Source organism: Pseudomonas sp. URMO17WK12:I7 (assembly GCF_003269045.1).
In the GTDB taxonomy this organism is placed as follows: domain Bacteria; phylum Pseudomonadota; class Gammaproteobacteria; order Pseudomonadales; family Pseudomonadaceae; genus Aquipseudomonas; species Aquipseudomonas putida_J.
This window is the reverse complement of sequence record NZ_QLTL01000010.1, coordinates 200,124-226,335: the sequence shown is the minus strand read 5'-3', so window position 1 is coordinate 226,335 and position 26,212 is coordinate 200,124. Positions and strand designations below refer to the sequence as shown.

The following is a 26,212-nucleotide window of genomic DNA, read 5'->3' as shown; positions in this document are numbered from 1 at the left end:
CACTGGCATGCAATTTGCTCCCTTGTGAGGCAGGTAAGCTTGGCCGACTATCCGCGCCCGGCAACACCCTTTTTCCAGAGCAGCGGCCCACCGCGCTCTAGACCCTCCGGAGGACAACATGTCGAAGTCGGTTCAACTCATCAAAGATCATGACGTCAAGTGGATTGATCTGCGTTTCACGGACACCAAGGGCGTACAGCATCACGTGACCATGCCGGCGCGTGATGGCCTGGACGAAGACTTCTTCGAAGTCGGCAAGATGTTCGACGGTTCCTCCATCCCTGGCTGGAAAGGCATCGAAGCTTCCGACATGATCCTGATGCCGGTCGACGAGACCGCCGTTCTGGACCCGTTCACCGAAGAACCAACCCTGATCATCACTTGCGACATCGTCGACCCGTCGAGCATGCAGGGCTACGATCGCGACCCACGTGCGATCGCCAAGCGCGCCGAAGAGTACCTGAAGAGCACCGGCATCGGTGACACCGTCTTCGCAGGCCCAGAGCCTGAGTTCTTCATCTTCGACGAAGTGAAGTTCAAGTCGGACATCTCCGGTTCGATGTTCAAGATCTTCTCCGAGCAAGGCTCGTGGATGTCTGACGCTGACGTGGAAGGCGGCAACAAAGGCCACCGTCCAGGCGTGAAAGGCGGCTACTTCCCGGTTCCGCCGTTCGACCACGACCACGAAATCCGTACCGCCATGTGCAACGCTCTGGAAGAAATGGGCCAGACCGTTGAAGTTCACCACCACGAAGTGGCGACTGCCGGCCAGAACGAAATCGGCGTCAAGTTCAACACCCTGGTGAAGAAAGCTGACGAAGTACAGGCCCTGAAGTACGTCGTGCACAACGTTGCCGACGCTTACGGCCGTACCGCCACCTTCATGCCGAAGCCACTGTACGGCGACAACGGCTCGGGCATGCACGTACACATGTCGATCTGGAAAGAAGGCAAGAACACCTTCTCCGGTGAAGGTTATGCCGGCCTGTCCGAAACCGCCCTGTACTTCATCGGCGGTATCATCAAGCACGGTAAGGCCCTGAACGGCTTCACCAACCCGTCGACCAACTCGTACAAGCGTCTGGTTCCAGGCTTCGAAGCCCCGGTAATGCTGGCCTACTCGGCTCGTAACCGTTCCGCCTCGATCCGTATTCCATACGTCGGCAGCCCTAAAGCCCGTCGTATCGAAGCGCGCTTCCCGGACCCATCGGCCAACCCGTACCTGGCCTTCGCGGCCCTGCTGATGGCTGGCCTGGACGGTATCCAGAACAAGATCCACCCAGGCGATGCTGCGGACAAGAACCTGTACGACCTGCCGCCAGAAGAAGCCAAGGACATCCCGCAAGTGTGCGGCAGCCTGAAAGAAGCGCTGGAAGAGCTGGATAAAGGCCGTGCGTTCCTGACCAAGGGCGGCGTGTTCTCCGACGACTTCATCGATGCCTTCATCGAGCTGAAGAGCGAAGAAGAAATCAAGGTCCGCACCTTCGTGCACCCGCTGGAATACGAGCTGTACTACAGCTGCTGATCTGATCGGCGCCTCGCGTCGATGACCTGATCAAGACGGCCTCCTTCGGGAGGCCGTTTCTGTTTCTGCCTTCAGTAACTTCGGAAGGCTCCTACCCACGTGACGCGCCAGCTTCAGCACACTCGGACCTTCACTTCACGGAGGTTCATCATGCGCCCGTTACCCATCGTTGCAGCCGCCGCCCTTGCTCTGACCGGCTGCGCGGCATCAGAACCCAACCACCCTGCCCTCGGCCCGCTGCTTGAGACCATCGAGCGCCGCCTGGACTTGGCGCAAGCTGTCGCCTTGCACAAGTGGGACAAGCACCAACCGGTCCAGGCCAGCCCGCGTGAACAGCAGGTGCTGTCGAATGTTCGTGCGGCCGCACCCGCCCATGGCCTGGCCCCGGAACGCGCCGAGGCGTTCTTCGCCGACCAGATCGAGGCCAACAAGCTGGTGCAGTACACAATGCTTTTCCATTGGCATCGCCTGGGCACAGCACCAGACACGCCACGCAGCGACCTGCAGCAGGAGATCCGCCCCCAGCTTGATCAGCTGCAGACTTTGCTGCTCAAGCAACTGGCCGATTTTGAACAACAGAAACCGCAACACTGCACCACCATGGTGGCGAATGCCGTAGCCAACCGACCTGTGGACCACCTGACCCAGCGAGCGCTGATTCGCGCGACCGGCCAACTGTGCGATAAATCCTGAAGTCTCTATGCTCTATATTGGTGCACCCGAAGGACTGGCGCCCTTAAGTGCAGCCCAAAAGAGGTCACAAGCATCGATAAATCAGGGCATTCTGGTCCGAATCTGCGCATATTCAGGCCTTTATCAGCAAAATCCGCTTCTTTTCGGAGCCTTGGTTTGTTTCTTGCAGTTTCTTGGGAAGAGACTGGCACCAGCGGATCCACCGCGCGCCCGGCCATGGCCGCGCCATGCCTGACAAGCGCCAAAAGAGGTCACCGACGCCTTATGACCATCAGCGATGCACAGCACCGTCTGCTTCTGGACAACCTGACCACCGCCACGCTGCTGCTCAACGCCGAGCTGCGCCTGGAATACATGAACCCGGCGGCGGAGATGCTCCTGGCCGTCAGCGGCCAGCGCAGTCATGGCCAGTTCATCAGTGAGCTGTTCACCGAATCGACCGAGGCGCTTAACTCGCTACGCCAGGCCGTGGAACAGGCGCACCCATTTACCAAGCGTGAAGCACAACTGACCTCGCTGACCGGGCAGACCATCACCGTCGACTATGCAGTGACGCCAATCCTGCACCAAGGCAATACCCTGCTGCTGCTGGAAGTGCACCCGCGCGATCGTCTGTTGCGCATCACCAAGGAAGAAGCCCAGCTGAGCAAGCAGGAAACCACCAAGATGCTGGTGCGTGGCCTGGCCCACGAGATCAAAAACCCGCTTGGCGGCATCCGTGGCGCAGCACAGCTGCTGGCCCGCGAACTGCCCGAAGAGGGGCTGCGCGACTATACCAACGTGATCATCGAGGAAGCCGACCGCCTGCGTAACCTGGTCGACCGCATGCTCGGCTCGAACAAACTGCCTTCGCTGGCCATGACCAACATTCACGAAGTGCTGGAGCGGGTCTGCAGCCTGGTCGAGGCAGAAAGCCAAGGTTGCATCACTTTGGTGCGCGACTACGACCCTAGCCTGCCCGACGTACTGATCGATCGCGAGCAAATGATCCAGGCCGTGCTCAACATCGTGCGCAATGCGATGCAGGCGATCAGCTCGCAGAACGAGCTGCGCCTTGGCCGCATCACCCTGCGCAGCCGCGCGGTACGCCAGTTCACCATCGGGCATGTGCGCCATCGCCTGGCTGCACGTATCGAGATCATCGACAACGGCCCGGGCATCCCCGCGGAACTGCAGGACACGCTTTTCTATCCCATGGTCAGCGGGCGCCCGGACGGTACCGGGCTCGGCCTGGCCATTACCCAGACCATCATCAGCCAGCACCAGGGCCTGATCGAGTGTGAAAGCCACGCAGGGCATACCGCCTTCTCGATCTTCCTGCCCCTGGAACAAGGAGCCACCGCCTCATGAGCCGAAGTGAAACCGTATGGATCGTCGATGATGATCGCTCCATCCGCTGGGTCCTGGAAAAAGCCCTGCAACAGGAAGGCATGACCACCCAGAGCTTCGACAGCGCCGATGGTGTCATGGGCCGCCTGGCTCGCCAGCAGCCGGATGTGATCATTTCCGACATTCGCATGCCCGGTGCCAGCGGCCTCGACCTGCTGGCGCAAATCCGCGAGCAGCACCCGCGTCTGCCGGTCATCATCATGACCGCCCATTCCGACCTGGACAGCGCCGTGGCTTCCTACCAGGGCGGCGCCTTCGAGTACCTGCCCAAGCCGTTCGACGTCGACGAAGCGGTGTCGCTGGTCAAACGTGCCAATCAGCACGCCCAGGAACAGCAAGGCCTTGATGTCCCGCAGGTGCTGGCCCGCACCCCGGAAATCATCGGCGAAGCGCCGGCGATGCAGGAAGTCTTCCGCGCCATCGGCCGCCTGAGCCATTCCAACATCACCGTGCTGATCAACGGCGAGTCCGGTACCGGCAAAGAGCTGGTGGCGCACGCCCTGCACCGCCACAGCCCACGCGCCGCATCACCGTTCATCGCCCTGAACATGGCGGCCATTCCGAAGGACCTGATGGAGTCCGAGCTGTTCGGCCACGAGAAAGGCGCCTTTACCGGTGCGGCCAACCTGCGCCGCGGCCGCTTCGAACAGGCGGACGGTGGCACCTTGTTCCTCGACGAGATCGGCGACATGCCGGCCGACACCCAGACCCGCCTGCTGCGGGTGCTGGCCGATGGCGAATTCTATCGCGTTGGCGGCCATGTGCCGGTGAAGGTCGATGTACGTATCATCGCGGCGACCCACCAGAACCTGGAGTCGCTGGTAACAGCCGGCAAGTTCCGTGAGGACTTGTTCCATCGCCTGAACGTGATCCGCATCCATATCCCACGCCTGGCCGACCGCCGCGAAGACATCCCGGCGCTGGCCCGTCACTTCCTCGGGCGTGCCGCGCAGGAACTGGCCGTCGAACCGAAGTTGCTCAAGCCTGAAACCGAAGAATTCATCCGCAACCTGCCGTGGCCAGGCAACGTGCGTCAGCTGGAGAACACCTGCCGCTGGATCACCGTGATGGCCTCCAGCCGCGAAGTGCTGATCGGCGACCTGCCGCCGGAGCTGCTGAACCTGCCGCAGGACGCAGCGCCGGTGACCAACTGGGAACAGGCACTGCGCCAATGGGCGGACCAGGCCTTGGCACGCGGGCAGTCGAACCTGCTCGACAGTGCGGTGCCCAGCTTTGAACGGATCATGATCGAAACCGCGCTCAAGCACACCGCCGGGCGGCGGCGTGATGCGGCGGTGTTGCTGGGCTGGGGGCGCAATACCCTGACCCGCAAGATCAAGGAGCTGGGGATGAACGTGGACGGCGGGGATGAAGACGAGGGTGAGGACCACTGATCTAGCTGCTCACCTGCAAGATCCCTGGGGCTGCTAAGCAGCCCTTTCGCGACGCAAGGCCGCTCCTACAAGAGACCGCGATCCCCTGTAGGAGCGGCCTTGTGTCGCGAAAGGGCCGCAAAGCGGTCCCAGCCATTTCAGCCTTCCCATGCACCGATCCTGTGCCCGATGCACCTCCCCAAGGCACAAATCACCTCAAAATACGGCCAAATCACCCTGAAAGCCCAGTATTCGCGGGCTTTTAAAAACTGGCACGCCCCCTGCAATAGCTAATACATACCCAGTTTCGGGGGCCCTGGTACAGGCAGGCCGGGTGACCCCTCTTTTATTCGCAGTAACGCCAGTTTTGGGGACCTCGGTACAGGCAGGCCGGGCCATCCCCCCTTTAATTCGCTGTAACCCCTTTTGGGGACCTCGGTACAGGCAGGCCGGGATATCCCCTCTTTTATTCGTGCAGCTTCACCTGCACCCGCCAACGCCCAGCGTCCTCTGCACCGGCCCATTCACCGTGCAGGGGGCGCGCGGCGATCACCGTCAGCAACAGCCCCTTGTCGCTCTTCTGCAAACGCCAACCGACCGGCTTGCCCTGCAGGTCCAACTGGCCACGCTGCGCCTTGCCCTCAGCTTCGAACAGCACGGCCACGGTCCCCTCGACGTTTTCGCCATGCAGCCTGGGCTCTTCGTTGAACCACAGGTCCAAGCCATCTTGCACGACCTCGACCTGCTCCAGTACACGCTCATCCGGGGCAGTCAGACGGCCGATCATCAGCCCCACCAGCACGCCGAACAGCGCCAGGGAAAGCAGCATGCGCGGCCAGGCCTTCGAACGCAGGTCGGGTTCGGGGGTAGAATGCTCGTCATCTTCACGTTTGGAGCCGTGCATGTTTCACGTCATCCTTTTTCAACCAGAAATTCCGCCGAATACCGGCAACATCATCCGCCTCTGCGCCAACAGCGGTTGCGCCCTGCACCTGATCGAGCCGATCAGCTTCGAACTGGACGACAAGCGCCTGCGCCGTGCGGGGCTGGATTACCACGAGTATGCCACGCTCAAGCGCCACGAAAGCCTGGCCGGATGCCTGGAGAGCCTGGGCAACCCACGCCTGTTCGCCTTCACCACCAAGGGCTCGCATCCGTTCCACGACGTGGCTTATCAACCCGGTGACGCGTTCCTGTTCGGGCCGGAGAGCCGAGGCCTGCCGGCTGAAGTGCTGGACAGCCTGCCGGCCGAGCAGCGCTTGCGCCTACCGATGCGGCCGGGGTGCCGCAGCCTGAACCTGTCGAACACCGTGGCGGTCACGGTGTATGAGGCCTGGCGGCAGAACGGGTTTGCCGGGAGCTGATCGTTAGCCTGTACCGGCCTGTTCGCGGCAGTACAGGCAACAAAAAAGCGCCCCGAGAGGCGCTTTTTTGTTGCCGGCAGAATTACTGCACGGTCGGTGCTTCGCCAGCTTCCTGCATGCGCTGCATTTCTTGCGCGTACAGGGCGTCGAAGTTGACCGGCGACAGCATCAGGGCCGGGAACGAACCACGGGTCACCAGGCTGTCCAGGGTCTCGCGGGCATACGGGAACAGAATGTTCGGGCAGAACGCGCCGAGGGTGTGGCTCATCGAAGAAGCGTCGAGGTTCTTGATCAGGAAAATACCCGCCTGCTGAACTTCAGCGATGAAGGCTACTTCGTCGCCGTTCTTGACGGTCACCGACAGGGTCAGCACCACTTCATGGAAGTCGCCTTCCAGGGCCTTCTGCTTGGTGTTCAGGTCCAGGGCAACGCTCGGCTCCCAGGTCTGACGGAAGATCTGCGGGCTTTTCGGGGCTTCGAACGACAGGTCACGCACATAGATGCGCTGCATGGAGAACTGCGGGCTGTTGTCTTCTGCAGCAGCGCCGTTGGTCTGTTGGTCAGTCATGGCAGATCCTTATCCTAATGTTTTTGAATGCAGTGCAAATCAGGCCGCCAGCAGCGCGTCGAGCTTGCCGGCGCGCTCCAGGGCATAGAGGTCATCGCATCCACCGACGTGGGTGCTGCCGATCCAGATCTGCGGCACCGAAGTACGGCCGGCCTTCTGGCTCATTTCGGCACGAACCTGCGGTTTGCCGTCGACCTTGATTTCCTCGAAGGCCACGCCTTTGCTCTCGAGCAAGTACTTGGCGCGCATGCAGTAGGGGCAGTAGTCGCTGGAATAGACGATGACAGGCTTCATATCACTTCACCAAGGGCAGGTTATCGGCTTTCCAGCTGGAAACGCCACCGCTCAGTTTGGCGGCGGTGTAACCAGCCTTGATCAGCTCGCCGCAGACCGCGCCGGACTGCTGGCCCATCGCGTCGACCACGATCAGGGTCTTCTCTTTGTGCTTCTCGAGCTCGGCCATGCGGTTGGCCACTTTGTCCTGCGGAATGTTAAGCGCACCGACGATGTGGCCGGCGGAATATTCCTTGGACGTACGAATGTCGATGACCAGCGCCTTGTCGGCATTGACCAGCGCGGTCAACTGGCCGTTGCTCAGGCTCTGGCCGCCACGGCGCAGTTCATTGACGAGCAGTGCGACCAGCAGAACCACGAAGATCGCCACCAGGATGTAGTGATCTGTCGCGAATTGAATCAGGTGAGCAACCATCAGCGGTGTTCCAGGCGATTGAAAATGCCGGCCAGTATACACAGCCCCCCAGTACCACCAAAGCCCGAAGGGTCGGTGGTAAAGGTACCTTCATGTTGCCGGGTTGCCCGCGTCGGTCGGGCAACCGGACGATTATTAGCCCCTGATGGCGCATTTGCCCTAAAATGCGTGTCTTTATCATCTTTGAACAACCGTGAGTTTGATTGATGACGAGTACGCCCAAACCCCTGGTGCTGATCATCCTGGATGGATTCGGCCACAGCGAAAGCCCCGAATACAACGCCATCTTCGCCGCCAACACGCCGGTCTATGACCGCCTGCGCGCCACCCAGCCGCATGGCCTGATTTCCGGCTCCGGGATGGATGTCGGCCTGCCGGACGGGCAGATGGGCAACTCCGAAGTCGGCCACATGAACCTCGGCGCCGGGCGCGTCGTCTATCAGGACTTCACCCGGGTGACCAAGGCCATCCGTGATGGCGAGTTCTTCGAGAACCCGGTGCTCACCGGCGCAGTGGACAAGGCAGTGGGCGCCGGCAAGGCCGTGCACATCCTCGGCCTGCTGTCCGACGGTGGCGTGCACAGCCATCAGGACCACCTGATCGCCATGGCCGAGCTGGCCGCCCAGCGTGGGGCCGAAAAGATCTACCTGCACGCATTCCTCGACGGCCGTGACACCCCGCCTCGCAGTGCGCAATCGTCGATCGAACTGCTCGACGCGACCTTCGCCAAACTCGGCAAGGGCCGCATCGCCAGCCTGATCGGCCGCTACTTCGCGATGGACCGCGACAACCGCTGGGACCGCGTCAGCGCCGCCTACAACCTGATCGTCGACAGCGTTGCCGATTACACCGCCGACACCGCACTGGCCGGCCTGGAAGCAGCCTACGCCCGCGACGAGAACGATGAATTCGTCAAGGCCACGCGCATTGGCGAGGCGGTCAAGGTCGAGGACGGCGATGCCGTGATCTTCATGAACTTCCGCGCCGACCGCGCCCGCGAGCTTTCACGTGCCTTCGTGGAGCCGGACTTCAACGAATTCCCGCGTGCACGCCAGCCGAAAATGGCGGCCTACATCGGCCTGACCCAGTACTCGGCTAAAATCGCAGCGCCTGCAGCCTTCGCCCCGTCCAGCCTGAACAACGTGCTCGGCGAGTACCTGGCGAAGAACGGCAAGACCCAGCTGCGCATCGCCGAAACCGAAAAGTACGCGCACGTCACGTTCTTCTTCTCCGGTGGCCGCGAAGAGCCGTTCGAAGGCGAAGAGCGCATCCTGATCCCGTCGCCGAAGGTTGCCACCTACGACCTGCAGCCTGAGATGAACGCACCTGAAGTGACCGACCGCATCGTCGAAGCTATCGAGCAGCAGCGTTTTGACGTGATCGTGGTCAACTACGCCAACGGCGACATGGTCGGCCATACCGGCGTATTCGAGGCTGCAGTAAAAGCAGTCGAAGCCCTCGATACCTGTGTCGGGCGCATCGTCGAGGCGCTGGAGAAGGTCGATGGCGAAGCATTGATTACCGCAGACCACGGCAACGTCGAGCAGATGGAAGACGCGTGCACCGGCCAGGCGCACACGGCGCATACCAGCGAGCCGGTGCCGTTCATCTATGTCGGCAAGCGCAAAGTGAAAGTCCGCGAAGGCGGCGTGCTGGCTGATGTGGCGCCGACCATGCTGAAGCTGCTGGGTCTGGAAAAACCGGCAGAAATGACCGGCACCTCGATCTTGGTAGACGCCTGATTCGGTGTGCCGGGGCCACTTTGCAGGCCCTTTGCACATGAATTCCGGACCAACGCCTCGCTGCCCCGGCAGCGAGGCGTTTTTTTTGCCTGCCCGCACGGGCATACTAGGCCAGTCTCCATCCTTGGTACGCCAAACCCCATGCTACGCGCCCTGATCCCTTTAGCCCTGTCCTGCCTGCTCAGCCCGGCCTTTGCCGATGAGCGCGCACAGACCCAGCAGCAACTGGAAGCCACCCGCCAGGACATTGCCGAGCTCAAGAAGACGCTGGGCAAGCTCCAGGAAGAAAAAGCCGGCGTGCAAAAAGACCTCAAGGCCACCGAGACCGACATCGGTAACCTGGAGAAGCAGGTGGAGGCCCTGCAACAAGAACTAAAAAAGACCGAGGGCGAGCTGGAGCGCCTTGATACCGAGAAAAAAAAACTCCAGAGCGCCCGCGTTGAACAACAACGACTGATTGCCATCCAGGCCCGTTCGGCCTACCAGAACAACGGCCGCGAGGAATACCTCAAGCTGCTGCTCAACCAGCAGAACCCAGAGAAATTCGCTCGCACCCTGTCCTATTACGACTACCTGAGCAAAGCGCGCCTCGAACAGCTCAAGGCGTTCAACGAGACGCTACGCCAGCTGGCCAATGTCGAGCAGGACATTTCCCGCCAGCAGGAACAGCTGCTGGCCCAGCGCACCGACCTCGACACCCGCCGCCAGGCGCTGGACACCGAGCGCAGCAAGCGCCAGCAGGTACTGGCCAAGCTCAACAGCGACGTAAAAGACGGCGACCAGAAGCTGCAGGCCCGCCAACAGGACCAGGCCGACCTGGCCAAGGTGCTCAAGACCATCGAGGAAACCCTGGCCCGCCAGGCCCGCGAAGCCGAAGAAGCGCGCAAGAAAGCCCTGCTCGCCCAGCAGGAAGCCGAGAAGCGCCGCCAGCAAGAGGCCCTGGCCGCCCGTGCGGACAAAGAAGAAGCCGAGCCGCCGAAAAAGGCCCGCACCACCCTCGGCCCGCTGGTTTCCAGTGACGGAGCCAGCTACGGCGGTGCATTTTCTGCCGCGCGGGGAAAACTTCCCTGGCCGGTCAATGGTCGATTGCTGGCACGCTTCGGTGATGCACGCGGCAATGATGTCCGGGCCAAGTGGGATGGCGTGATGATCAGCGCCAGCCCTGGCACCCAGGTACATGCGGTGCACGGCGGGCGCGTGGTGTTTGCCGATTGGTTGCGTGGCGCTGGACTTCTGGTCATTCTCGACCATGGTAATGGTTACCTGAGCCTGTACGGCCACAACCAGAGCCTGCTCAAGAGTGCCGGCGACATCGTCAAGGCCGGCGAAGCCATTTCCACCGTTGGCGACAGCGGTGGCCAGGACAGTGCAGGCTTGTATTTCGCCATCCGCCAGCAGGGCCGGCCTACCGACCCTTCGCAGTGGTGCCGCGGCTGACACATTACATACGGTGTAGCACCAGGCGCTGCACCGATGCTCCGCAGGGAGCGCTTACAGGATCAGGAGTTCGTTCGACATGCTGCACTCGCCTCGCCTTACCCAGCTGGCCCTGACCATCGCTCTGGCGATCGGTGCGCCCCTGGCCAGTGCCGCGGAGCCGGCGAAAGCGTCGCCAGCCAAGGCTGCCGCAGTGCCAGCCACCGAAGTGACCGCCAAGGCGCCATTGCCGCTGGAAGAGCTACGTACCTTTGCCGAGGTCATGGATCGCATCAAGGCCGCCTACGTCGAACCTGTGGACGACAAGACCCTGCTGGAAAACGCCATCAAGGGCATGCTCAGCAACCTTGACCCGCACTCGGCCTACCTCGGCCCTGAGGACTTCCAGGAGCTGCAGGAAAGCACCAGCGGCGAATTCGGCGGCCTCGGTATCGAAGTGGGCCAGGAGGACGGCAACATCAAGGTGGTGTCGCCGATCGACGACACCCCGGCCTCGCGTGCCGGCGTGCAAGCCGGCGACCTGATCGTCAAGATCAACGGCGCCCCGACCCGTGGCCAGACCATGACCGAAGCGGTCGACAAGATGCGCGGCAAGATAGGCGAGAAGATCACCCTGACACTGGTGCGCGACGGTGGCAATCCGTTCGACGTGACCCTCGCCCGCGCGGTGATCCAGGTCAAGAGCGTGAAGAGCCAGCTGCTGGAAAGCGGCTATGGCTACATTCGCATCACCCAGTTCCAGGTCAAGACCGGTGACGAAGTCGGCAAAGCCCTGGCCAAGCTGCGCAAGGACAACGGCAAGAAGCTGCGCGGGGTGATCCTTGACCTGCGCAACAACCCCGGTGGCGTACTGCAGGCAGCAGTGGAAGTGGCCGACCACTTCCTGACCAAGGGCCTGATCGTCTACACCAAGGGCCGCATCGCCAACTCCGAGCTACGCTTCTCCGCCGACCCGGCCGACGCCAGCGAAGGCGTACCGTTGGTTGTGCTGATCAACGGCGGCAGCGCCTCGGCCTCGGAAATCGTCGCCGGAGCCCTGCAAGACCACAAACGCGGCGTGCTGATGGGTACCGATAGCTTCGGCAAGGGCTCGGTACAGACCGTGCTGCCTCTGGCCAACGACCGTGCGCTGAAGCTTACCACCGCGCTGTACTACACCCCCAACGGCCGCTCGATCCAGGCACAGGGCATCGTCCCGGACATCGAAGTACGCCCGGCCAAGCTGACCGCAGACGCCAGCGACAACGACACCTTCAAGGAAGCGGACCTGCAGGGCCACCTGGGCAACGGCAACGGCGGCGCCGATCGCCCGACCGGTAGCAGCAAGCGCCAAGAACGCCCGCAGGACAGTGACTACCAGCTGAGCCAGGCGCTGAGCCTGCTCAAGGGCCTGAACATCACCAAGGGCGACTGATCCACCCCATGCGTTATCTGCTGTGTCTGCTGTTCTGCCTGATGGCCGGGGTCGCGCAAGCGGCGCCGGCCGACAAGGCCTACCTGAGCATCATCATCGACGACCTGGGCCAGAGCACCGAGCGTGACAACCGCACGCTCGCCCTGCCCGGGCCGGTGACCATGGCGATCATGCCCGACACTCCACATGCCACCGACTTTGCCCGCCAGGCGCACAAGGCTGGTAAGACGGTGATCCTGCACATGCCCATGGACCCGGCCACCGGGCCCTACGCCTGGCACCCCGAACTACCGCTGCCAGAGCTGGCAAGCCGCCTTGAAGCTGCCCTTGCCAAAGTGCCGTACGCAGCCGGCATCAATAACCACATGGGCAGCCGCATGACCTCGCAGCGCGAAGCCATGACCTGGCTGATGGGCGAACTGCAGCGTCGGCATCTGTTCTTCGTCGACAGCCGCACCAGCGCGGCTACTGTGGCAGCGGCACAGGCTCAGGCTGCGGGCCTGGCGCACGTCTCGCGTGACATTTTCCTGGACGACGAGCGAACGGTAGAGGCCATCAACCGGCAGTTGCGCCAAGGTGTAGAGTTGGCGCGACGGCAGGGGTCGGCCGTGTTGATCGGACACCCCTACCCTCAAACGCTGCAGGTGCTGGAGCGTGCGCTCCCGCAGCTGAAAGCAGAAGGGATTGTGCTAATCAGCCTTTCGCAGATGATTGCCGAACGTGGCAACCAGGCCATGCCCGCCCATGGCAAGCATGGCCGCTACAGCAACCGCTGAGCGTATCAGTCGAACGGGATGATGCCGTTGGCTTGCTCAAGCGTCAGCTTGCCTCGGTGAACCCTCACGTTACTGCCTGGCTGACTGCTCTGACGTCGTTGGCTCCAGGTTTTCAGATGCCCCACGGTGAACTCCCGGGCCAAAGCGTCGGCCGACGGCATGTGGAAGTGCGCCACCCATATCGGCCGCCCTGAATTGTCCCCAGGCTGCGTGAGGCGCTGGATGTGGTACTCGTCGAAAGTGGTGCCGTTTCTCATGACCTGCCTAGGCCCCGCGTAAACCACCTTGAGCAGTTGCTGCCCATGCAGAAATCGCAGGGCTTCGGCGGTCGGGTAGCTGGTTTTGGTGTACAACGTTATCAGCTTGAGCTGTTTTTCCGTGCGCAGCCTGTCCGCGGCAGCTTCCACGCTTCTAATCAGGGCGGGGTTGGCGTTTTCACCGATGAGCCTGGCAGCCTCGCCACTGAGCTTTTTCATTTGCCGGTCGAACAACCGCGTGAGCAGCGCAGCTTTGATATCGTTCTCGACGTATTCTGCGGCCTTGCTGATGAGCACGTCGTTTTCATCCAGCAAGCCTTGCACATGCATGGCGGCATCAGTGGGCGCATCCTCAGGCTCGGCCGGGGGCTGCGGCTCCTCCGTCAGGCGCTCATGCCATTCCCCATCACGCCAATCGAAGGTGGCCAACACCGTACTGTCGAACGAATCACGCACTTCGAGCAGCTGTTGACCCTCCAACTCCCGTACGGTGCCGATCAAAATCTGCCCTTCGCTGTTGCGCACCACATGCTGGCGCTCGTTCGTTACGGCATAGGCAACACGCCTTGGCACCATACCGCCACCCTCTTGCTCCTGGATCGCATTGGCAACACGCGTGCCTGCATCGAGCTTGAGCCTTTCCAGCTCGAGGCGGTAGCGGTCGAGCATGTCGACCTCGATCAGCTCACCGCCTTCGTCACGGATACGCTTGCAGTTGAGCAGCGCGGCAGCATATTCGTCCCAGGCTTCCTGAAGGATGGAGATACGGTCCTCCACCGACAGATTGGCAAAATCGAGCTCACCGTGGGCGCCTGCCGCGTTGCGCAGGGCAAGCCCTGCCAAGTCATCCCTGTACCGAGCGATGCGGTGCTGGCCCACGGGAGTATCGAGATGCAAAGCCATGTCCGCCAGATTCAGTGCCTGATGAAAGCGCAGCTGTACAGTGCTGATGGTGCGTCTGGCGATCATCTGGGCAACTGTAACGGCGTTCGTTTCGCTGAGCGCAATCACGCGCTCCGCAGGCGTGTCGGCCAGTAGCACATCCAAGTTGCCGGAAGCCTTGAGCATCCTGTCCTGGAAAGCCACGGTTCGTTCCAGCTTCTGACGATACTGCGCATAGGTCTCACGCACCTGACCGATTGGGCGGCCATCCAGTTGCGCCTGCAACTCAACGAGGCCTGGGTAGTCGACCAGGTCCCACAGATCCTTGAGGATGAACTCGTTGTTACGGATCAGGAAGTTTTGAACACGCAATGTTTCGGCTGGCAGATGCTGATCCAGGCCGCTACGCCGCAGGGTGGCGAACTTGGGTTCTTGCAAGATCCCATAGTTCATCAGCACCTGCTCATCCGCCAGCACTGCCGACTCCAGGAAGCGTATTGATTCATCGCGTTTGATAAGGATCTGCGTGTTCCACTCGGCAAGACGTGCATCGTACCGGGCGACAAGCGCCACGGAATCCTGAAGATCATTGCCCTCGAGCGACGATTGCCTGGCCTGTTCCGCGTCCCGAAGCACACGCAACTTATCGACCTTACCCCGCAGCTCGGTCACCTCAAGTGCGCGCTGTGTGAATTGATCTGAAGCCTCATTGGTGCGCAGGGTGAACTCGTCGGCGGTGCGCTGCAGATTGAAAAAACGCTCGACAAGCTTCGCCCGCGCGCCCCCTCTTCTCATTCCCCCGGCCAGGCGCAGCGACTGGTCCACACGCCAAGTGTCCATCGTAGAGACTAGCCACGGCCCATAGCCCCCATTGCCATCCATCACGCGTACGCCACCATCAACCAGCTCCACCGGGTAAGCATCACCTGCCATTGCGGCATAGAGCTGCCCGTCGATCTGGTACAGGCCTGCGGCCTCACCGGTACTTAACAGCGCCGACTCGTGCAGCGAAACGCTACTGCGCATAGCCCGCAATGCCTGACGCTGAGCGGGTGCTATCCAGTTGAAGCCCTGGTTGCCGCGCCATGACAGGTCCAGCTGACGCCCAGGCAATGCCGCCAGCTCACCCAGGGTGGCTGAAGGCTTCGTGCTCGGCAGCACTGACACTTCGGCAAAAGTACCGTACTGAGAAGCCGGCCCCTCGAACGCCGAGGCGTCCACAGGCATTGCGTCGGCTACGGCTGGCGCGCTGGGCTGGTGCAGGTGCAGCAAGGTCATGCCCAGGTTCAACAGCAAATCCGCGGCCGCTGCTGAACGGCCAAACTCGCCCTGTTGCTCAAGGGCCTGCAGGTCATGCTCCAGCGAGCCCAGCAGCTGTGCCAGCCACGCCACTGTTGCCACAGGGCCACGCAGCACCAGCGTCACGACATCGAACAACAGCCAGGCACCCTGGGCCAGTGTTTCCCAGCGCCTTTCCACGTTGGACTCGGACTGCATGTCTGCTAACTCTACCAGCAGGTCGCGGTTGGCGTTATAGAGGTGTTCGTCCAGGTCTTTGAGCCAGTACTGCACATGGATGACGGGCGGCCCGGGGCGCTCGGGCAGGTCGTAGGGGTCGGTTCCAATGCTGCCGACATGCGGTTCGCGAAACCCTCCGTGATCGTAAATGTGTCGAACCTGAGGGTCCATCCATTCAAGAATGCTGGCCTGCAACAGCGGCGACTGCTGGATGTGCTCCAGCAATGCATCAAAGTTTGCGTATTCGCGTAGCGTGTCCTGTTTATACAGTGGGCGATAAAGCAGTACCCGCCCGGGTTCTCCGCAAATCAGCACGTACATGCCACGCACCGGGTCATGCAAGCGGGAATCAGGTTGGCGCCGGAATGCCAGCGGCATCAAGACCACGCGCGGCAATAGCGGATCAAGGTGGCCGGCGCAGAAGTCGACCACAGCCTGCAGACCGACATCGGTGATCTTGGCATCGAGCTTGGCCCCCAGCGCGCTGAACCACAGGCTGCTGCGCCACTCCCTGGCAAAGCGCTTCACCCGCTGCGGGCGCTGTTGAGGGTCATTCAACTGGGCAGCGACATATGCCGGGTAAGTTCCGCCGATGTCGACCTCGCGGACCAGTTGATTGACAGCGTCTGCATCCAGCCACGCGGGCGCGGCTTCGCCGTTGGAACGGCGCAGGCGTGAAATCACAGCACCTTTGAGCGCCCCAAGATTGCCGATGGCGAACTCGGTCAGGTTTCTTTGTCCCGCGATTTCCAAAGGCTCGCCACCACCTGCTCCCGCCCCTGCCCCGCCTGGTACACCACGCGCCACGGAGAACTCAAGAATCAGATCGTCGGGCGATGTGTCGTCACTGTACTTCAGCCGTATCTGCTCGCCCAGCCGCTGCCACGTATAGGTTTGCAGGCTCTGCACGCCATCCAGTGCAGCAACGCCATCAGCGTCCTGTTGCATGGCGGCAAGCTGCTGCAAGGCGGTTTGGTAGGCAAAGCTGTCACTGCCAGAGCTTGCCCGCACCCCAAGGGGCGGCGGCACTGCCGCGGTGTCGTTGGGGTAGCTGGCGAACCACTGAGCCGGGTCGCTCAGCTGAGCAAACAGTTGTTCAAGTGCCGCAACATCCGCCAAGCGCCCGTAGCGTACCCGGTCGACCTGGGTGAACATGGTGTCCAGCAGCAATGCCGCTTGCTGCGCGAAGACATTGCCATCGACCGGGTACTGCTGCCACGACATCTCATCGAACTGATAGCTGAGTGCCAGTTCGTCGCGCAGGGCCACGGCAAAGGCGGCCAGCGACTCAAACCCGCGCACGCTCCCAGAGGGAGAGCACCACATCACCACCTGCCGCTCATCCCACTCACCCGTTACCAGCAAATGGCAGAGCATGATGTCCCAGCTGTGACTACCCGTGGTGAGGCTGGCCTGCACAAAGCTCACCCACGGCTGATCGCTGCTACCGCGAACCAGCCCACGGATGCAGGCCTGCTCCTGTGCGTCCAGTCCTTGCAAAGGCAGGCCGCGTTGCAGGGCAGTCTTCAACAACAACTGGATCCATTGGTCACGACTGACCCCGGCGTTACCTATCCCCGTCCAATAGCCGAGTTGAGCCAGGCAAAAGGACTCGGGGATCTGCTCGATCAACGCATTGAGCGGGGCGGTAAGCCCGGTGAGGCTGCGGGTGTCGAAGGCACTGTCCGAGCCGGGGAACCGGTAGGGGTCGACGAGGCCAAGGTTGTAATGGCGCCCGTCGACAGGTTCCAGGTCTACGGTGTTTGATTGCAGCAAGGCCTGCAATATCCGGTCAACGAGCGGCTGAGTGGTCCAGTAGGCCGTAGAGGGGTCAGGGCTGTCCAACATCAACGCATCTGCCGAAGACAAGGCGGGCTGCACCGAGGCCAGCCATGGCAGTTCTACCAGCAACACCTTGAGCAACTGCTCGCTCACGACTTGGCGCAGGGTGGGTCGGTCGCTGAAATGCACTGCGGCTGCGCGGTTGAAATCGAACGTAAGGGCGGGGGAAGCGGGCATGCGTAGGCACTCCTGATGAAAGAGCAGGAAGCCTTGCGTAATGGTTTGTGGTTCAGGTGGTACTTATTACGTAGCGACACGAAACAGGCCCTGCTTGGGACAGGGCCTGTTTCCAAAGCCAATCAGCTGTACACGCGCCCCAACAGCTGGCGGTGGCTCTCGAACTGGTCCAACACATCACGCACGATCTGCTCCGGCGCAAAGCCCATCAGGTCGTACTCCTGGCTGCCGTCGTGCAGGTACACCTCGGCACGGTAGAAGCGCTGGCGCACTTCCGGCTCGCCTTCCACCGGTGCTTCGCTCGGCGCGGCCATGTAGCCGTCCAGGCTCACTTCGTAAACGAACGGGTTACCCTCGTCCATCATCACCCGCAAGCCCATCATGTTGCGCGACTGGCCAACACGGGTCTCCACTTCGAAACCAAGGGTCTGCAACTGCGCGGCAGCTTCTTTAAGCGCCGGGCTGACCTGCTTGTCCATGAAGCGCTGCACCACGGCCTGGGTCGGCTGCAGGTCCAGCTGGCTGAGGCGCTCGCTGAAACCACGGCGGCCACGGGCAGCCAGTTCGGCGCGCTCGCCTTCGACGGCGACGTCCTGCTTCATGGCCTTGTACAGGCCGAACATGAACAGCACCAGCACCACCGAGAACGGCAAGCCCGCCAGCACCACCATGGTCTGCATCGCTTCGAAGTTACCGGCGAACAGCAGGCCGATAGTGACCAGGGTGATGATCACCGACCAGAACACCACCATCCAGTGCGGGGCATCTTCGTCGACCTTGCCGCCTTTGCACGACAGGTTGGCCATCATCACCGCGCCAGAGTCGGCCGGGGTGAGGAACAGCACGAAGCCGACGAATACCGCCACACCAATCACGATCTTGGCCGCAGGGAAATATTCCAGCAGCTGGTAGATCGACATCGAAGGCTGCTCAAGCGCTGTCTTGCCAAGCTCCACGGCACCGTGGTTGATCACCAGGTCCAGCGCGGTGTTGCCGAAGATCGACAGCCAGGCCAGGGTGAAACCCAACGGGATCAGCAGCACGCCGCTGACCAGCTGGCGCACGGTACGGCCCTTGGAGATACGGGCAATGAACATGCCGACGAATGGGCCCCAGGAAATCCACCAGGCCCAGTAGAACACGGTCCACAGGCCCAGCCAGCGCTCGGACTTACCGGCCTCGCCTTCATATACGTAAAGGTCGAAGGTCTTCAGCACGATGCCGTTGAGGTAGTCGCCGACGTTCTGCACGAAGCCGTTGAGCAGGTGCAGGGTCGAGCCGCCCAGCAGGACGAAGATCAGCAGGCCGCTGAACAGCATGATGTTCAGGTTGGACAGGCGGCGGATGCCGTTTTCCACACCCGAAACCGCTGCCACGGTCGCAACGCCCGCCATGACCAGGATCACTACCAGCAGGTTGGTCTTGGTGTGGTCCATGCCGAACAGATATTCCAGGCCCGAGGCCACCTGCATCGAGCCGATCCCCAGGTTGGTGACCAGCCCCAGCAGGGTGACGAACATGCCGAAGATGTCCACGGCATTGCCCGCAGCGCCCTTGACCCAGCGCTCACCGACCAGCGGGTACAGCGCCGAGCGCAGGGCCAGTGGCTGGTTGTGGCGGTAGGCGAAGTAACCCACGGCCAGGCCGACCAGGGCGTAGATCGCCCAGCCGTGCAGGCCCCAGTGCAGGAAGGTCAGCTGCAGGCCCTGGCGCGCAGCCTCGAGGCTGGCAGGGGTACCTTCCGGTGGGTTGAAGTAGTGGTCCAGCGGTTCGGAGGCGCCGAAATACAGCAGCGAGATACCGATACCGGAGGAAAACAGCATGCCGGCCCAGGCGCCGTAACTGAAGTCGGGCTGGTCGTCCTTGCCGCCAAGCTTGAGCTTGCCGTAGTCGGAGAAGGCCAGGTAGACGACGAACAGCAGGTAGCTGCAGATCACCAGCATGTAGTACCAGCCGAAGGTGCGCGTCAGCCATTTCTGGGCCATGCCCAGCACCTGGCCGGCGGTTTCGGGTACAGCGATAAGCAAGGCAGTCAGAACAAGGATCATCAGCGCGGAGGTGAAGAACACCACGCGGTTGACCCGTACCCTCTCGGCGGGGGGCTTGGTAAGTGAGGCAGAACTCATTGCACGAATGCTCCGGGCAGTGCAGCTGTGGAGGCTAATCAGTCTTTCCCGAGCAATTGGTGGAATATCCCCACTGCATCAGGTGTTATAAAAGCACCCTGGAAACCGTGATCCCGAATCGAAACGTTGCAAAAAAACAGACAGGTGGCCTGCTGAAAATGCCACGCCTCAGTTGAGGTGCGCGCATTCGTCACAGATCACCCCGCCCGCTCCAAGGGCCTGTCGCAGGCCAGCGGCCGTACGGCAGAATCTGCATTTCGCATCGCTCATGCCCGTCAACGCCTTGTATTCAGGGGGTTACGCGATTTCCTGGGGTGTCAATCCGTGCCTCATTGACCTCTTGAAAGAGTGTCAATGGCACAAATTGTCGCAGAGCTTATTCTTTATTGATTGAACGTTCAATCAAAACAAAATAGACTGGTCTTCGCCGAGTCAGCCGCCTGTCGTCTGCTCGCAGGGCCTGAGGAGATAGCAAGATGCCCAAGGTCGGTATGCAACCCATCCGCCGCCAGCAGTTGATCGAAGCCACGTTGCAGGCGGTCGATCAGGTCGGACTGGGGGACGCCAGCATTGCGCTGATTGCCCGTTTGGCCGGTGTGTCGAACGGCATCATCAGTCACTACTTTCGGGACAAGAACGGCCTGATCGCAGCGACGATGGGTTACATCATGAACATGCTCAACGAAGGCGTCAGAGCACGTCGCCAGGCCCTGACAGACGACAGCCCGCGCGCCCACCTGAAAGTGATCATCGAGGGCAACTTCGATGCCAGCCAGGTGAACGGCCCGGCAATGAAAACCTGGTTGGCCTTCTGGGCTTCCAGCATGCACCAGCCCGATTTGCACAGGTTGCAGCGAATCAACGATCACCGCCTGTACTCCAACCTGTGCTGCCAGTTCCGCCGCGCCCTGCCGCTCTACCATGCGCGCAAGGCAGCCCGCGGCCTGGCGGCCCTGATCGATGGCTTGTGGCTGCGTGGTGCCCTGTCGGGGGATGCATTCGACACCGACCAGGCAATACGGATTGCATACGAATACATGGATCTACAACTGGCTAAACAGCACACCCTGGACACAACCGACCAGGCCGCTGATCGAGCACGCACGGCGCTTGCCAACCCGGCAGGAGCGTGACGCGCAGCCAACCACACACTGCACTTGCGAGGACACTATGGCCCGTTTCGGAACGCAAAAACTCTACATTGATGGCGCTTACGTCGACGCTGGCAGCGACGCCACTTTCGAAGCCATCAACCCGGCTACGGGCGAAGTCCTCGCCCACGTGCAACGTGCCACCGAGGCTGACGTCGAGAAGGCCGTGGAAAGCGCCGAGCGCGGCCAGAAGGTCTGGGCAGCGATGACTGCCATGCAGCGTTCGCGCATCCTGCGTCGCGCCGTCGACATCCTGCGCGAGCGCAACGATGAACTGGCCATGCTGGAAACCCTGGACACCGGCAAGTCGTACTCTGAAACCCGCTACGTCGACATCGTTACCGGCGCCGACGTGCTCGAGTACTACGCAGGCCTGGTACCGGCCATCGAAGGTGAGCAGATCCCGCTGCGCGAATCCTCCTTCGTCTACACCCGTCGCGAGCCGCTGGGCGTGACCGTCGGTATCGGCGCCTGGAACTACCCGATCCAGATCGCCCTGTGGAAATCCGCCCCGGCCCTGGCCGCTGGCAACGCGATGATCTTCAAGCCATCGGAGGTCACTTCGCTGACCACCCTGAAACTGGCCGAGATCTACACCGAAGCCGGCCTGCCGAACGGCGTGTTCAACGTCCTGACCGGCAGCGGCCGCGAAGTCGGCACCTGGCTGACCGAACACCCACGTATCGAGAAAGTCTCCTTCACTGGCGGCACCACCACCGGCAAGAAGGTCATGGCCAGCGCCTCGAGCTCGTCGCTCAAGGAAGTCACCATGGAACTGGGCGGCAAGTCGCCACTGATCATCTGCGCCGACGCCGACCTGGACAAGGCCGCCGACATCGCCATGATGGCCAACTTCTACAGCTCCGGCCAGGTGTGCACCAACGGCACCCGCGTATTCATCCCGGCTGAAATGAAGGCTGCCTTCGAAGCCAAGATCGCCGAGCGCGTTGCCCGCATCCGTGTTGGCAACCCGGAAGACGAAAACACCAACTTCGGCCCGCTGGTCAGCTTCCAGCACATGGAAAGCGTGCTCGGCTACATCGCCAAAGGCAAAGAAGAAGGCGCCCGCGTGCTGTGTGGCGGTGAGCGTCTGACTGCCGGTGAATTCGCCAACGGTGCCTTCGTCGCGCCGACCGTGTTCACCGACTGCAGCGACGACATGACCATCGTCAAGGAAGAAATCTTCGGCCCGGTGATGAGCATCCTCACCTACGAAACCGAAGAAGAAGTCATCCGCCGCGCCAACGACACCGACTACGGCCTGGCCGCCGGTGTCTGCACCAACGACATCTCGCGCGCCCACCGCATCATCCACCAGCTGGAAGCCGGTATCTGCTGGATCAACGCCTGGGGCGAATCGCCAGCCGAAATGCCGGTTGGCGGCTACAAGCAGTCGGGCGTCGGCCGTGAGAACGGCGTCAGCTCGCTGGCTCAATACACTCGCATCAAGTCGGTCCAAGTGGAGCTGGGCGGCTACAACTCGGTTTTCTAAGCCCTGTCTAGCCACGCCCGTGCCACTGCGCACGGGCGTTTCCGCTCCCTGATCACCGCCAACACGAGGGTACTTCCATGTCCCAAGAATTCGATTACATCATCGTCGGCGCAGGTTCCGCCGGTAACACCCTGGCTGCCCGCCTGACCGAAGACGCAGGCGTTACCGTACTGCTGCTCGAAGCCGGTGGCCCCGACTACCGCTTCGACTTCCGCACCCAGATGCCAGCCGCCCTGGCCTTCCCGCTGCAAGGCCGCCGCTACAACTGGGCCTACGAGACCGACCCGGAGCCGTTCATGGACGGCCGTCGCATGGAATGTGGCCGCGGCAAGGGCCTGGGTGGCTCGTCGCTGATCAACGGCATGTGCTACATCCGCGGCAACGCCATGGACTTCGACGGCTGGGCAGAACTGCCAGGCCTGGAAGACTGGACCTACCTGGACTGCCTGCCGTACTTCCGCAAGGCCGAAACCCGCGACATCGGCCCGAACGACTACCACGGCGGCGATGGCCCGGTCAGCGTGGCCACGCCGAAAGCCGGCAACAACCCGCTGTTCCACGCCATGGTTGAAGCCGGCGTGCAGGCCGGTTACCCGCGCACCGAAGACCTCAACGGTTACCAGCAGGAAGGCTTCGGCCCGATGGACCGTTCGGTGACCAAGAACGGCCGCCGTTCCAGCACCGCCCGTGGTTACCTGGACCAGGCCAAGAAGCGCCCGAACCTCACCATCGTCACCCACGCCCTGAGCGACCGCGTGCTGTTCGACGGCAAGCGTGCCATTGGCGTGACCTACCTGGTCGGCGACAGCGAAGAGCGCGTCGAAGCCCGTGCCCGCAAGGAAGTGATCGTCAGCTCCGGCGCCATTGCTTCGCCGCAACTGCTGCAGCGCTCCGGCGTCGGCCCGCGCGCCCTGCTGGAAAGCCTCGACATCCCGGTCGTGCACGACCTGCCGGGCGTCGGCGAGAACCTGCAGGACCACCTCGAGCTGTACCTGCAGTACGCCTGCACCCAGCCCGTGTCGCTGTACCCATCGCTGCTGTGGTGGAACCAGCCGGCCATCGGTGCCGAGTGGATGTTCAAGGGTACCGGTATCGGCGCCAGCAACCAGTTCGAGGCCGGTGGTTTCATCCGCACCCGCCCTGAGTTCAAGTGGCCGAACATCCAGTACCACTTCCTGCCGGTGGCGATTAACTACAACGGCTCCAACGGCGTGAAGGAACACGGGTTCCAGGCGCACATGGGTTCCATGCGTTCGCCTGCCCGTGGTCGCGTCCAGGCCAAGTCGAAAAACCCGCGCCAGCACCCGAGCATCCTGTTCAACTACATGTCCACCGAGCAGGACTGGCAGGAATTCCGCGACGGCATCCGCCTGACCCGCGAAATCATGGCCCAACCGGCGCTGGACCCGTATCGCGGCCGCGAAATCAGCCCCGGCGCCCACGTGCAAACCGATGAAGAGCTGGACAAGTTCATCCGCGAGCACGCCGAAACCGCTTTCCACCCTTCCTGCTCGTGCAAGATGGGCACCGACGACATGGCGGTGGTCGACGCCGAGGGCCGCGTGCATGGCATGAAAGGCCTGCGCGTGGTCGACGCATCGATCATGCCGCTGATCATCACCGGCAACCTCAACGCCACCACGATCATGATCGCCGAGAAAATCTCGGACAAGATCCGTGGCCGCAAGCCGCTGCCACGCAGCACCGCCAAGTACTATGTGGCGGGCGATGCACCGGTGAGGGGCAAGCCGATGCGTGAAGTGAAGCAGGCGTAAGCCGGTACTGGCCCCTTCGCGGCTAAAGCCGCTCCCACAGGTAGCGCATCGCTTTCGAGCCTTGTGATCACCCTGTGGGAGCGGGTTTACCCGCGAAAGGGCCATGCCAGGCATCATAGAAAAAGGCACCCATCGCGGTGCCTTTTCTACATCTGCAGAAACGCTTTACATGCTGCCAATTCATCAGGTTAGAATCGATTGGCACGCGACTTGCCAGTCAAGCCCCCTTCCCGCGATATCCCGGAGTACCTGCCTTTGGATGCAAGCACCATCAACAGCCTGTTTCTGATCGGCGCATTGCTGGTGGGCGCAAGTATCCTGGTCAGTTCGCTGTCGTCGCGCCTGGGCATCCCTATCCTGGTCATCATCCTCGCCGTCGGCATGGTCGCCGGTGTCGATGGTGGCGGCATCATCTTCAACAACTATCCGACCGCCTACCTGGTGGGCAACCTTGCACTGGCCGTGATCCTGCTCGACGGTGGCCTGCGTACGCGAGTGGCAAGCTTCCGCGTGGCACTGTGGCCTGCGCTGTCGCTGGCCACAGTCGGCGTGATGATCACCACCGCGCTCACTGGCCTGGTGGCCGCCTGGCTGTTCCACCTGAGCCTGATCCAGGGCCTGCTGATCGGCGCCATCGTCGGCTCTACCGACGCTGCGGCGGTGTTCTCGCTGCTGGGCGGCAAAGGCCTGAACGAGCGGGTTACCGCTACGCTGGAAATCGAGTCGGGCAGCAACGACCCGATGGCGGTATTCCTCACGGTCACCCTGATCGACATGATCGCCAGCGGCCAGACCGGCCTGCACTGGAGCCTGCTGGCCCACCTGCTGCGCGAGTTCGGCATCGGCAGCTTGCTGGGGCTGGGCGGCGGCTGGTTGATGCTGCAGCTGGTCAACCGTATCAACCTGGCCGGCGGCCTGTACCCGATCCTGGTGGTGGCCGGCGGCCTGGTGGTGTTTTCGCTGACCAACGCCCTGCATGGCAGCGGCTTCCTCGCCGTGTACCTGTGCGGCCTGGTGCTGGGCAACAAGCCGATCCGCAGCCGCCACGGCATCCTGCACATGCTCGACGGCATGGCCTGGCTGGCGCAGATCGGCATGTTCCTGGTGCTGGGGCTGCTGGTCACCCCGCACGACCTGCTGCCCATCGCCCTGCCGGCGCTGGGCCTGGCGCTGTGGATGATCCTGGTGGCGCGGCCGCTGTCGGTGGCCGCCGCCTTGCTGCCCTTCAAGGCCTTCCATGGCCGCGAGAAAGGCTTCATTTCCTGGGTCGGCCTGCGCGGCGCGGTACCGATCATTCTGGCGGTGTTCCCGCTGATGGCCGGCCTGCCGGACGCCCAGCTGTTCTTCAACCTGGCGTTCTTCATCGTGCTGGTGTCGCTGCTGGTGCAAGGCACCAGCCTGCCTTGGATGGCCAAGCTGCTGAAAGTGACCGTACCGCCAGACCCGGCACCGATTTCCCGCTCTGCCCTGGAAGTGCACATCACCAGCGAGTGGGAGCTGTTTGTGTACCGCCTGGGTGCCGAAAAATGGTGCATCGGGGCCGCCCTGCGCGAGCTGAAAATGCCCGAAGGCACGCGGATCGCCGCCCTGTTCCGTAACGAGCAACTGCTGCACCCGTCGGGCAGTACCGTGCTGGAAGTAGGCGACATGCTTTGCGTGATCGGCCACGAACACAACCTGCCGGCGCTGGGCAAACTGTTCAGCCAGGCACCCCAGCGTGGCCTGGACCTGCGGTTCTTCGGCGATTTCGTGCTCGAAGGCGATGCCGAGCTGGGCGCGGTGGCCGCCCTTTATGGCCTGAAACTGGACGGCCTGGACGCGAAGATGCCGCTGGCGCAGTTCATCCGACAGAAGGTCGGAGGCGCTCCAGTAGTAGGTGACCAGGTCGAATGGCATGGCACGATCTGGACGGTGGCGACCATGGACGGGAACAAGATCCAGAAAGTCGGCGTCAGATTCCCCGAAGGAACGCGACCCGGACCAGGATTGTTCCTCTAAACTT

The 26,212-nt window shown here is 62.2% G+C and carries 19 protein-coding genes; 13 read left to right on the top strand and 6 right to left on the bottom strand.

Annotation, left to right across the window (positions count from 1 at the left end; genetic code table 11):
* The first annotated feature begins 118 nt into the window (after positions 1-118).
* From glnA to ntrC, 4 genes are all read left to right on the top strand, one after another.
* Entirely contained in the window at positions 119-1,525 is a 1,407-nt protein-coding gene (gene glnA / locus H040_RS15865; protein WP_027921030.1) for a type I glutamate--ammonia ligase, read from the top strand.
* Between the two features lie 150 nt (positions 1,526-1,675).
* The gene (locus H040_RS15860; RefSeq protein ID WP_033696623.1) at positions 1,676-2,218 is read left to right on the top strand and encodes a chorismate mutase; all 543 of its coding nucleotides are present in this window, start codon (positions 1,676-1,678) and stop codon (positions 2,216-2,218) included.
* Positions 2,219-2,482: 264 nt separating this feature from the next.
* On the top strand, positions 2,483-3,568 hold the full coding sequence (gene glnL, locus H040_RS15855) for a nitrogen regulation protein NR(II) (RefSeq protein ID WP_027921028.1): 1,086 nt from the start codon (positions 2,483-2,485) through the stop codon (positions 3,566-3,568).
* Complete coding sequence (gene ntrC, locus H040_RS15850; protein ID WP_027921027.1) at positions 3,565-5,001, top strand: nitrogen regulation protein NR(I); 1,437 nt, start codon at positions 3,565-3,567, stop codon at positions 4,999-5,001. Before glnL ends, ntrC begins: the two co-directional genes overlap by 4 nt.
* Before the next feature lie 445 nt (positions 5,002-5,446).
* Here the strand turns inward: ntrC and H040_RS15845 are convergent, their stop codons facing one another.
* Positions 5,447-5,884: a hypothetical protein gene (locus H040_RS15845; RefSeq protein WP_027921026.1), complete on the bottom strand. Its 438-nt coding sequence runs from the start codon at positions 5,882-5,884 to the stop codon at positions 5,447-5,449.
* Between H040_RS15845 and trmL the strand changes: the two genes are divergently transcribed.
* Positions 5,883-6,344: a tRNA (uridine(34)/cytosine(34)/5-carboxymethylaminomethyluridine(34)-2'-O)-methyltransferase TrmL gene (trmL, locus tag H040_RS15840; RefSeq protein ID WP_027921025.1), complete on the top strand. Its 462-nt coding sequence runs from the start codon at positions 5,883-5,885 to the stop codon at positions 6,342-6,344. The two genes, H040_RS15845 and trmL, sit on opposite strands and share 2 nt — an antisense overlap.
* A gap of 82 nt (positions 6,345-6,426) precedes the next feature.
* Here the strand turns inward: trmL and secB are convergent, their stop codons facing one another.
* From secB to H040_RS15825, 3 genes are read right to left on the bottom strand one after another with little or no spacing between them, the layout of a single operon-like run.
* Positions 6,427-6,912, bottom strand: a complete 486-nt coding sequence (gene secB / locus H040_RS15835) for a protein-export chaperone SecB (protein ID WP_012312355.1) — start codon at positions 6,910-6,912, stop codon at positions 6,427-6,429.
* Between the two features lie 39 nt (positions 6,913-6,951).
* Positions 6,952-7,206 (bottom strand): glutaredoxin 3, encoded by a 255-nt coding sequence (gene grxC, locus H040_RS15830; RefSeq protein WP_003249204.1) that lies wholly within the window; start codon positions 7,204-7,206, stop codon positions 6,952-6,954.
* A 1-nt stretch (position 7,207) separates the two neighbouring features.
* A complete protein-coding gene (locus tag H040_RS15825; protein ID WP_027921024.1) occupies positions 7,208-7,621 on the bottom strand; it encodes a rhodanese-like domain-containing protein in 414 nt (137 codons plus the stop codon).
* Positions 7,622-7,827: 206 nt separating this feature from the next.
* On the opposite strand from H040_RS15825, the gene gpmI reads away from it, so the two are divergent.
* The 4 genes from gpmI to H040_RS15805 all read left to right on the top strand — a co-directional run bounded on the left by gpmI (position 7,828) and on the right by H040_RS15805 (position 12,990).
* The gene (gene gpmI, locus H040_RS15820; protein ID WP_027921023.1) at positions 7,828-9,363 is read left to right on the top strand and encodes a 2,3-bisphosphoglycerate-independent phosphoglycerate mutase; all 1,536 of its coding nucleotides are present in this window, start codon (positions 7,828-7,830) and stop codon (positions 9,361-9,363) included.
* A 141-nt stretch (positions 9,364-9,504) separates the two neighbouring features.
* The gene (locus tag H040_RS15815) at positions 9,505-10,800 is read left to right on the top strand and encodes a murein hydrolase activator EnvC family protein (RefSeq protein WP_027921022.1); all 1,296 of its coding nucleotides are present in this window, start codon (positions 9,505-9,507) and stop codon (positions 10,798-10,800) included.
* Positions 10,801-10,879: 79 nt separating this feature from the next.
* Positions 10,880-12,214 (top strand): S41 family peptidase, encoded by a 1,335-nt coding sequence (locus H040_RS15810; RefSeq protein ID WP_027921021.1) that lies wholly within the window; start codon positions 10,880-10,882, stop codon positions 12,212-12,214.
* A gap of 8 nt (positions 12,215-12,222) precedes the next feature.
* Positions 12,223-12,990, top strand: a complete 768-nt coding sequence (locus tag H040_RS15805) for a divergent polysaccharide deacetylase family protein (protein ID WP_027921020.1) — start codon at positions 12,223-12,225, stop codon at positions 12,988-12,990.
* A 5-nt stretch (positions 12,991-12,995) separates the two neighbouring features.
* Here the strand turns inward: H040_RS15805 and H040_RS15800 are convergent, their stop codons facing one another.
* Together H040_RS15800 and H040_RS15795 are read right to left on the bottom strand one after the other, a co-directional pair.
* A complete protein-coding gene (locus H040_RS15800) occupies positions 12,996-17,666 on the bottom strand; it encodes a dermonecrotic toxin domain-containing protein (RefSeq protein ID WP_027921019.1) in 4,671 nt (1,556 codons plus the stop codon).
* 122 nt (positions 17,667-17,788) lie between these two features.
* Positions 17,789-19,735 carry a BCCT family transporter gene (locus tag H040_RS15795; protein ID WP_256208150.1) on the bottom strand — a complete coding sequence of 649 codons (1,947 nt, stop codon included), beginning with the start codon at positions 19,733-19,735 and terminating at the stop codon, positions 17,789-17,791.
* 533 nt (positions 19,736-20,268) lie between these two features.
* Here H040_RS15795 and betI point away from each other — a divergent pair.
* The 4 genes from betI (at position 20,269) to H040_RS15775 (ending at position 26,208) form a co-directional block, all read left to right on the top strand.
* Positions 20,269-20,925: a transcriptional regulator BetI gene (gene betI / locus H040_RS15790; protein ID WP_027921017.1), complete on the top strand. Its 657-nt coding sequence runs from the start codon at positions 20,269-20,271 to the stop codon at positions 20,923-20,925.
* 37 nt (positions 20,926-20,962) lie between these two features.
* On the top strand, positions 20,963-22,435 hold the full coding sequence (gene betB / locus H040_RS15785) for a betaine-aldehyde dehydrogenase (RefSeq protein ID WP_027921016.1): 1,473 nt from the start codon (positions 20,963-20,965) through the stop codon (positions 22,433-22,435).
* Between the two features lie 77 nt (positions 22,436-22,512).
* On the top strand, positions 22,513-24,210 hold the full coding sequence (gene betA, locus H040_RS15780) for a choline dehydrogenase (protein ID WP_027921015.1): 1,698 nt from the start codon (positions 22,513-22,515) through the stop codon (positions 24,208-24,210).
* Positions 24,211-24,465: 255 nt separating this feature from the next.
* On the top strand, positions 24,466-26,208 hold the full coding sequence (locus H040_RS15775) for a potassium/proton antiporter (protein WP_027921014.1): 1,743 nt from the start codon (positions 24,466-24,468) through the stop codon (positions 26,206-26,208).
* The last annotated feature ends 4 nt before the right edge of the window (positions 26,209-26,212 follow it).

Coding starts and splice junctions, on each gene's coding strand:
- betA (WP_027921015.1), top strand. CDS start 22,513: ATGTCCCAAGAATTCGATTACATCATCGTCGGCGCAGGTTCCGCCGGT.
- glnL (WP_027921028.1), top strand. CDS start 2,483: ATGACCATCAGCGATGCACAGCACCGTCTGCTTCTGGACAACCTGACC.
- trmL (WP_027921025.1), top strand. CDS start 5,883: ATGTTTCACGTCATCCTTTTTCAACCAGAAATTCCGCCGAATACCGGC.
- H040_RS15805 (WP_027921020.1), top strand. CDS start 12,223: ATGCGTTATCTGCTGTGTCTGCTGTTCTGCCTGATGGCCGGGGTCGCG.
- betB (WP_027921016.1), top strand. CDS start 20,963: ATGGCCCGTTTCGGAACGCAAAAACTCTACATTGATGGCGCTTACGTC.
- H040_RS15825 (WP_027921024.1), bottom strand. CDS start 7,621: ATGGTTGCTCACCTGATTCAATTCGCGACAGATCACTACATCCTGGTG.
- grxC (WP_003249204.1), bottom strand. CDS start 7,206: ATGAAGCCTGTCATCGTCTATTCCAGCGACTACTGCCCCTACTGCATG.
- secB (WP_012312355.1), bottom strand. CDS start 6,912: ATGACTGACCAACAGACCAACGGCGCTGCTGCAGAAGACAACAGCCCG.
- H040_RS15845 (WP_027921026.1), bottom strand. CDS start 5,884: ATGCACGGCTCCAAACGTGAAGATGACGAGCATTCTACCCCCGAACCC.
- H040_RS15800 (WP_027921019.1), bottom strand. CDS start 17,666: ATGCCCGCTTCCCCCGCCCTTACGTTCGATTTCAACCGCGCAGCCGCA.
- gpmI (WP_027921023.1), top strand. CDS start 7,828: ATGACGAGTACGCCCAAACCCCTGGTGCTGATCATCCTGGATGGATTC.
- ntrC (WP_027921027.1), top strand. CDS start 3,565: ATGAGCCGAAGTGAAACCGTATGGATCGTCGATGATGATCGCTCCATC.
- H040_RS15810 (WP_027921021.1), top strand. CDS start 10,880: ATGCTGCACTCGCCTCGCCTTACCCAGCTGGCCCTGACCATCGCTCTG.
- H040_RS15860 (WP_033696623.1), top strand. CDS start 1,676: ATGCGCCCGTTACCCATCGTTGCAGCCGCCGCCCTTGCTCTGACCGGC.
- betI (WP_027921017.1), top strand. CDS start 20,269: ATGCCCAAGGTCGGTATGCAACCCATCCGCCGCCAGCAGTTGATCGAA.
- H040_RS15815 (WP_027921022.1), top strand. CDS start 9,505: ATGCTACGCGCCCTGATCCCTTTAGCCCTGTCCTGCCTGCTCAGCCCG.
- glnA (WP_027921030.1), top strand. CDS start 119: ATGTCGAAGTCGGTTCAACTCATCAAAGATCATGACGTCAAGTGGATT.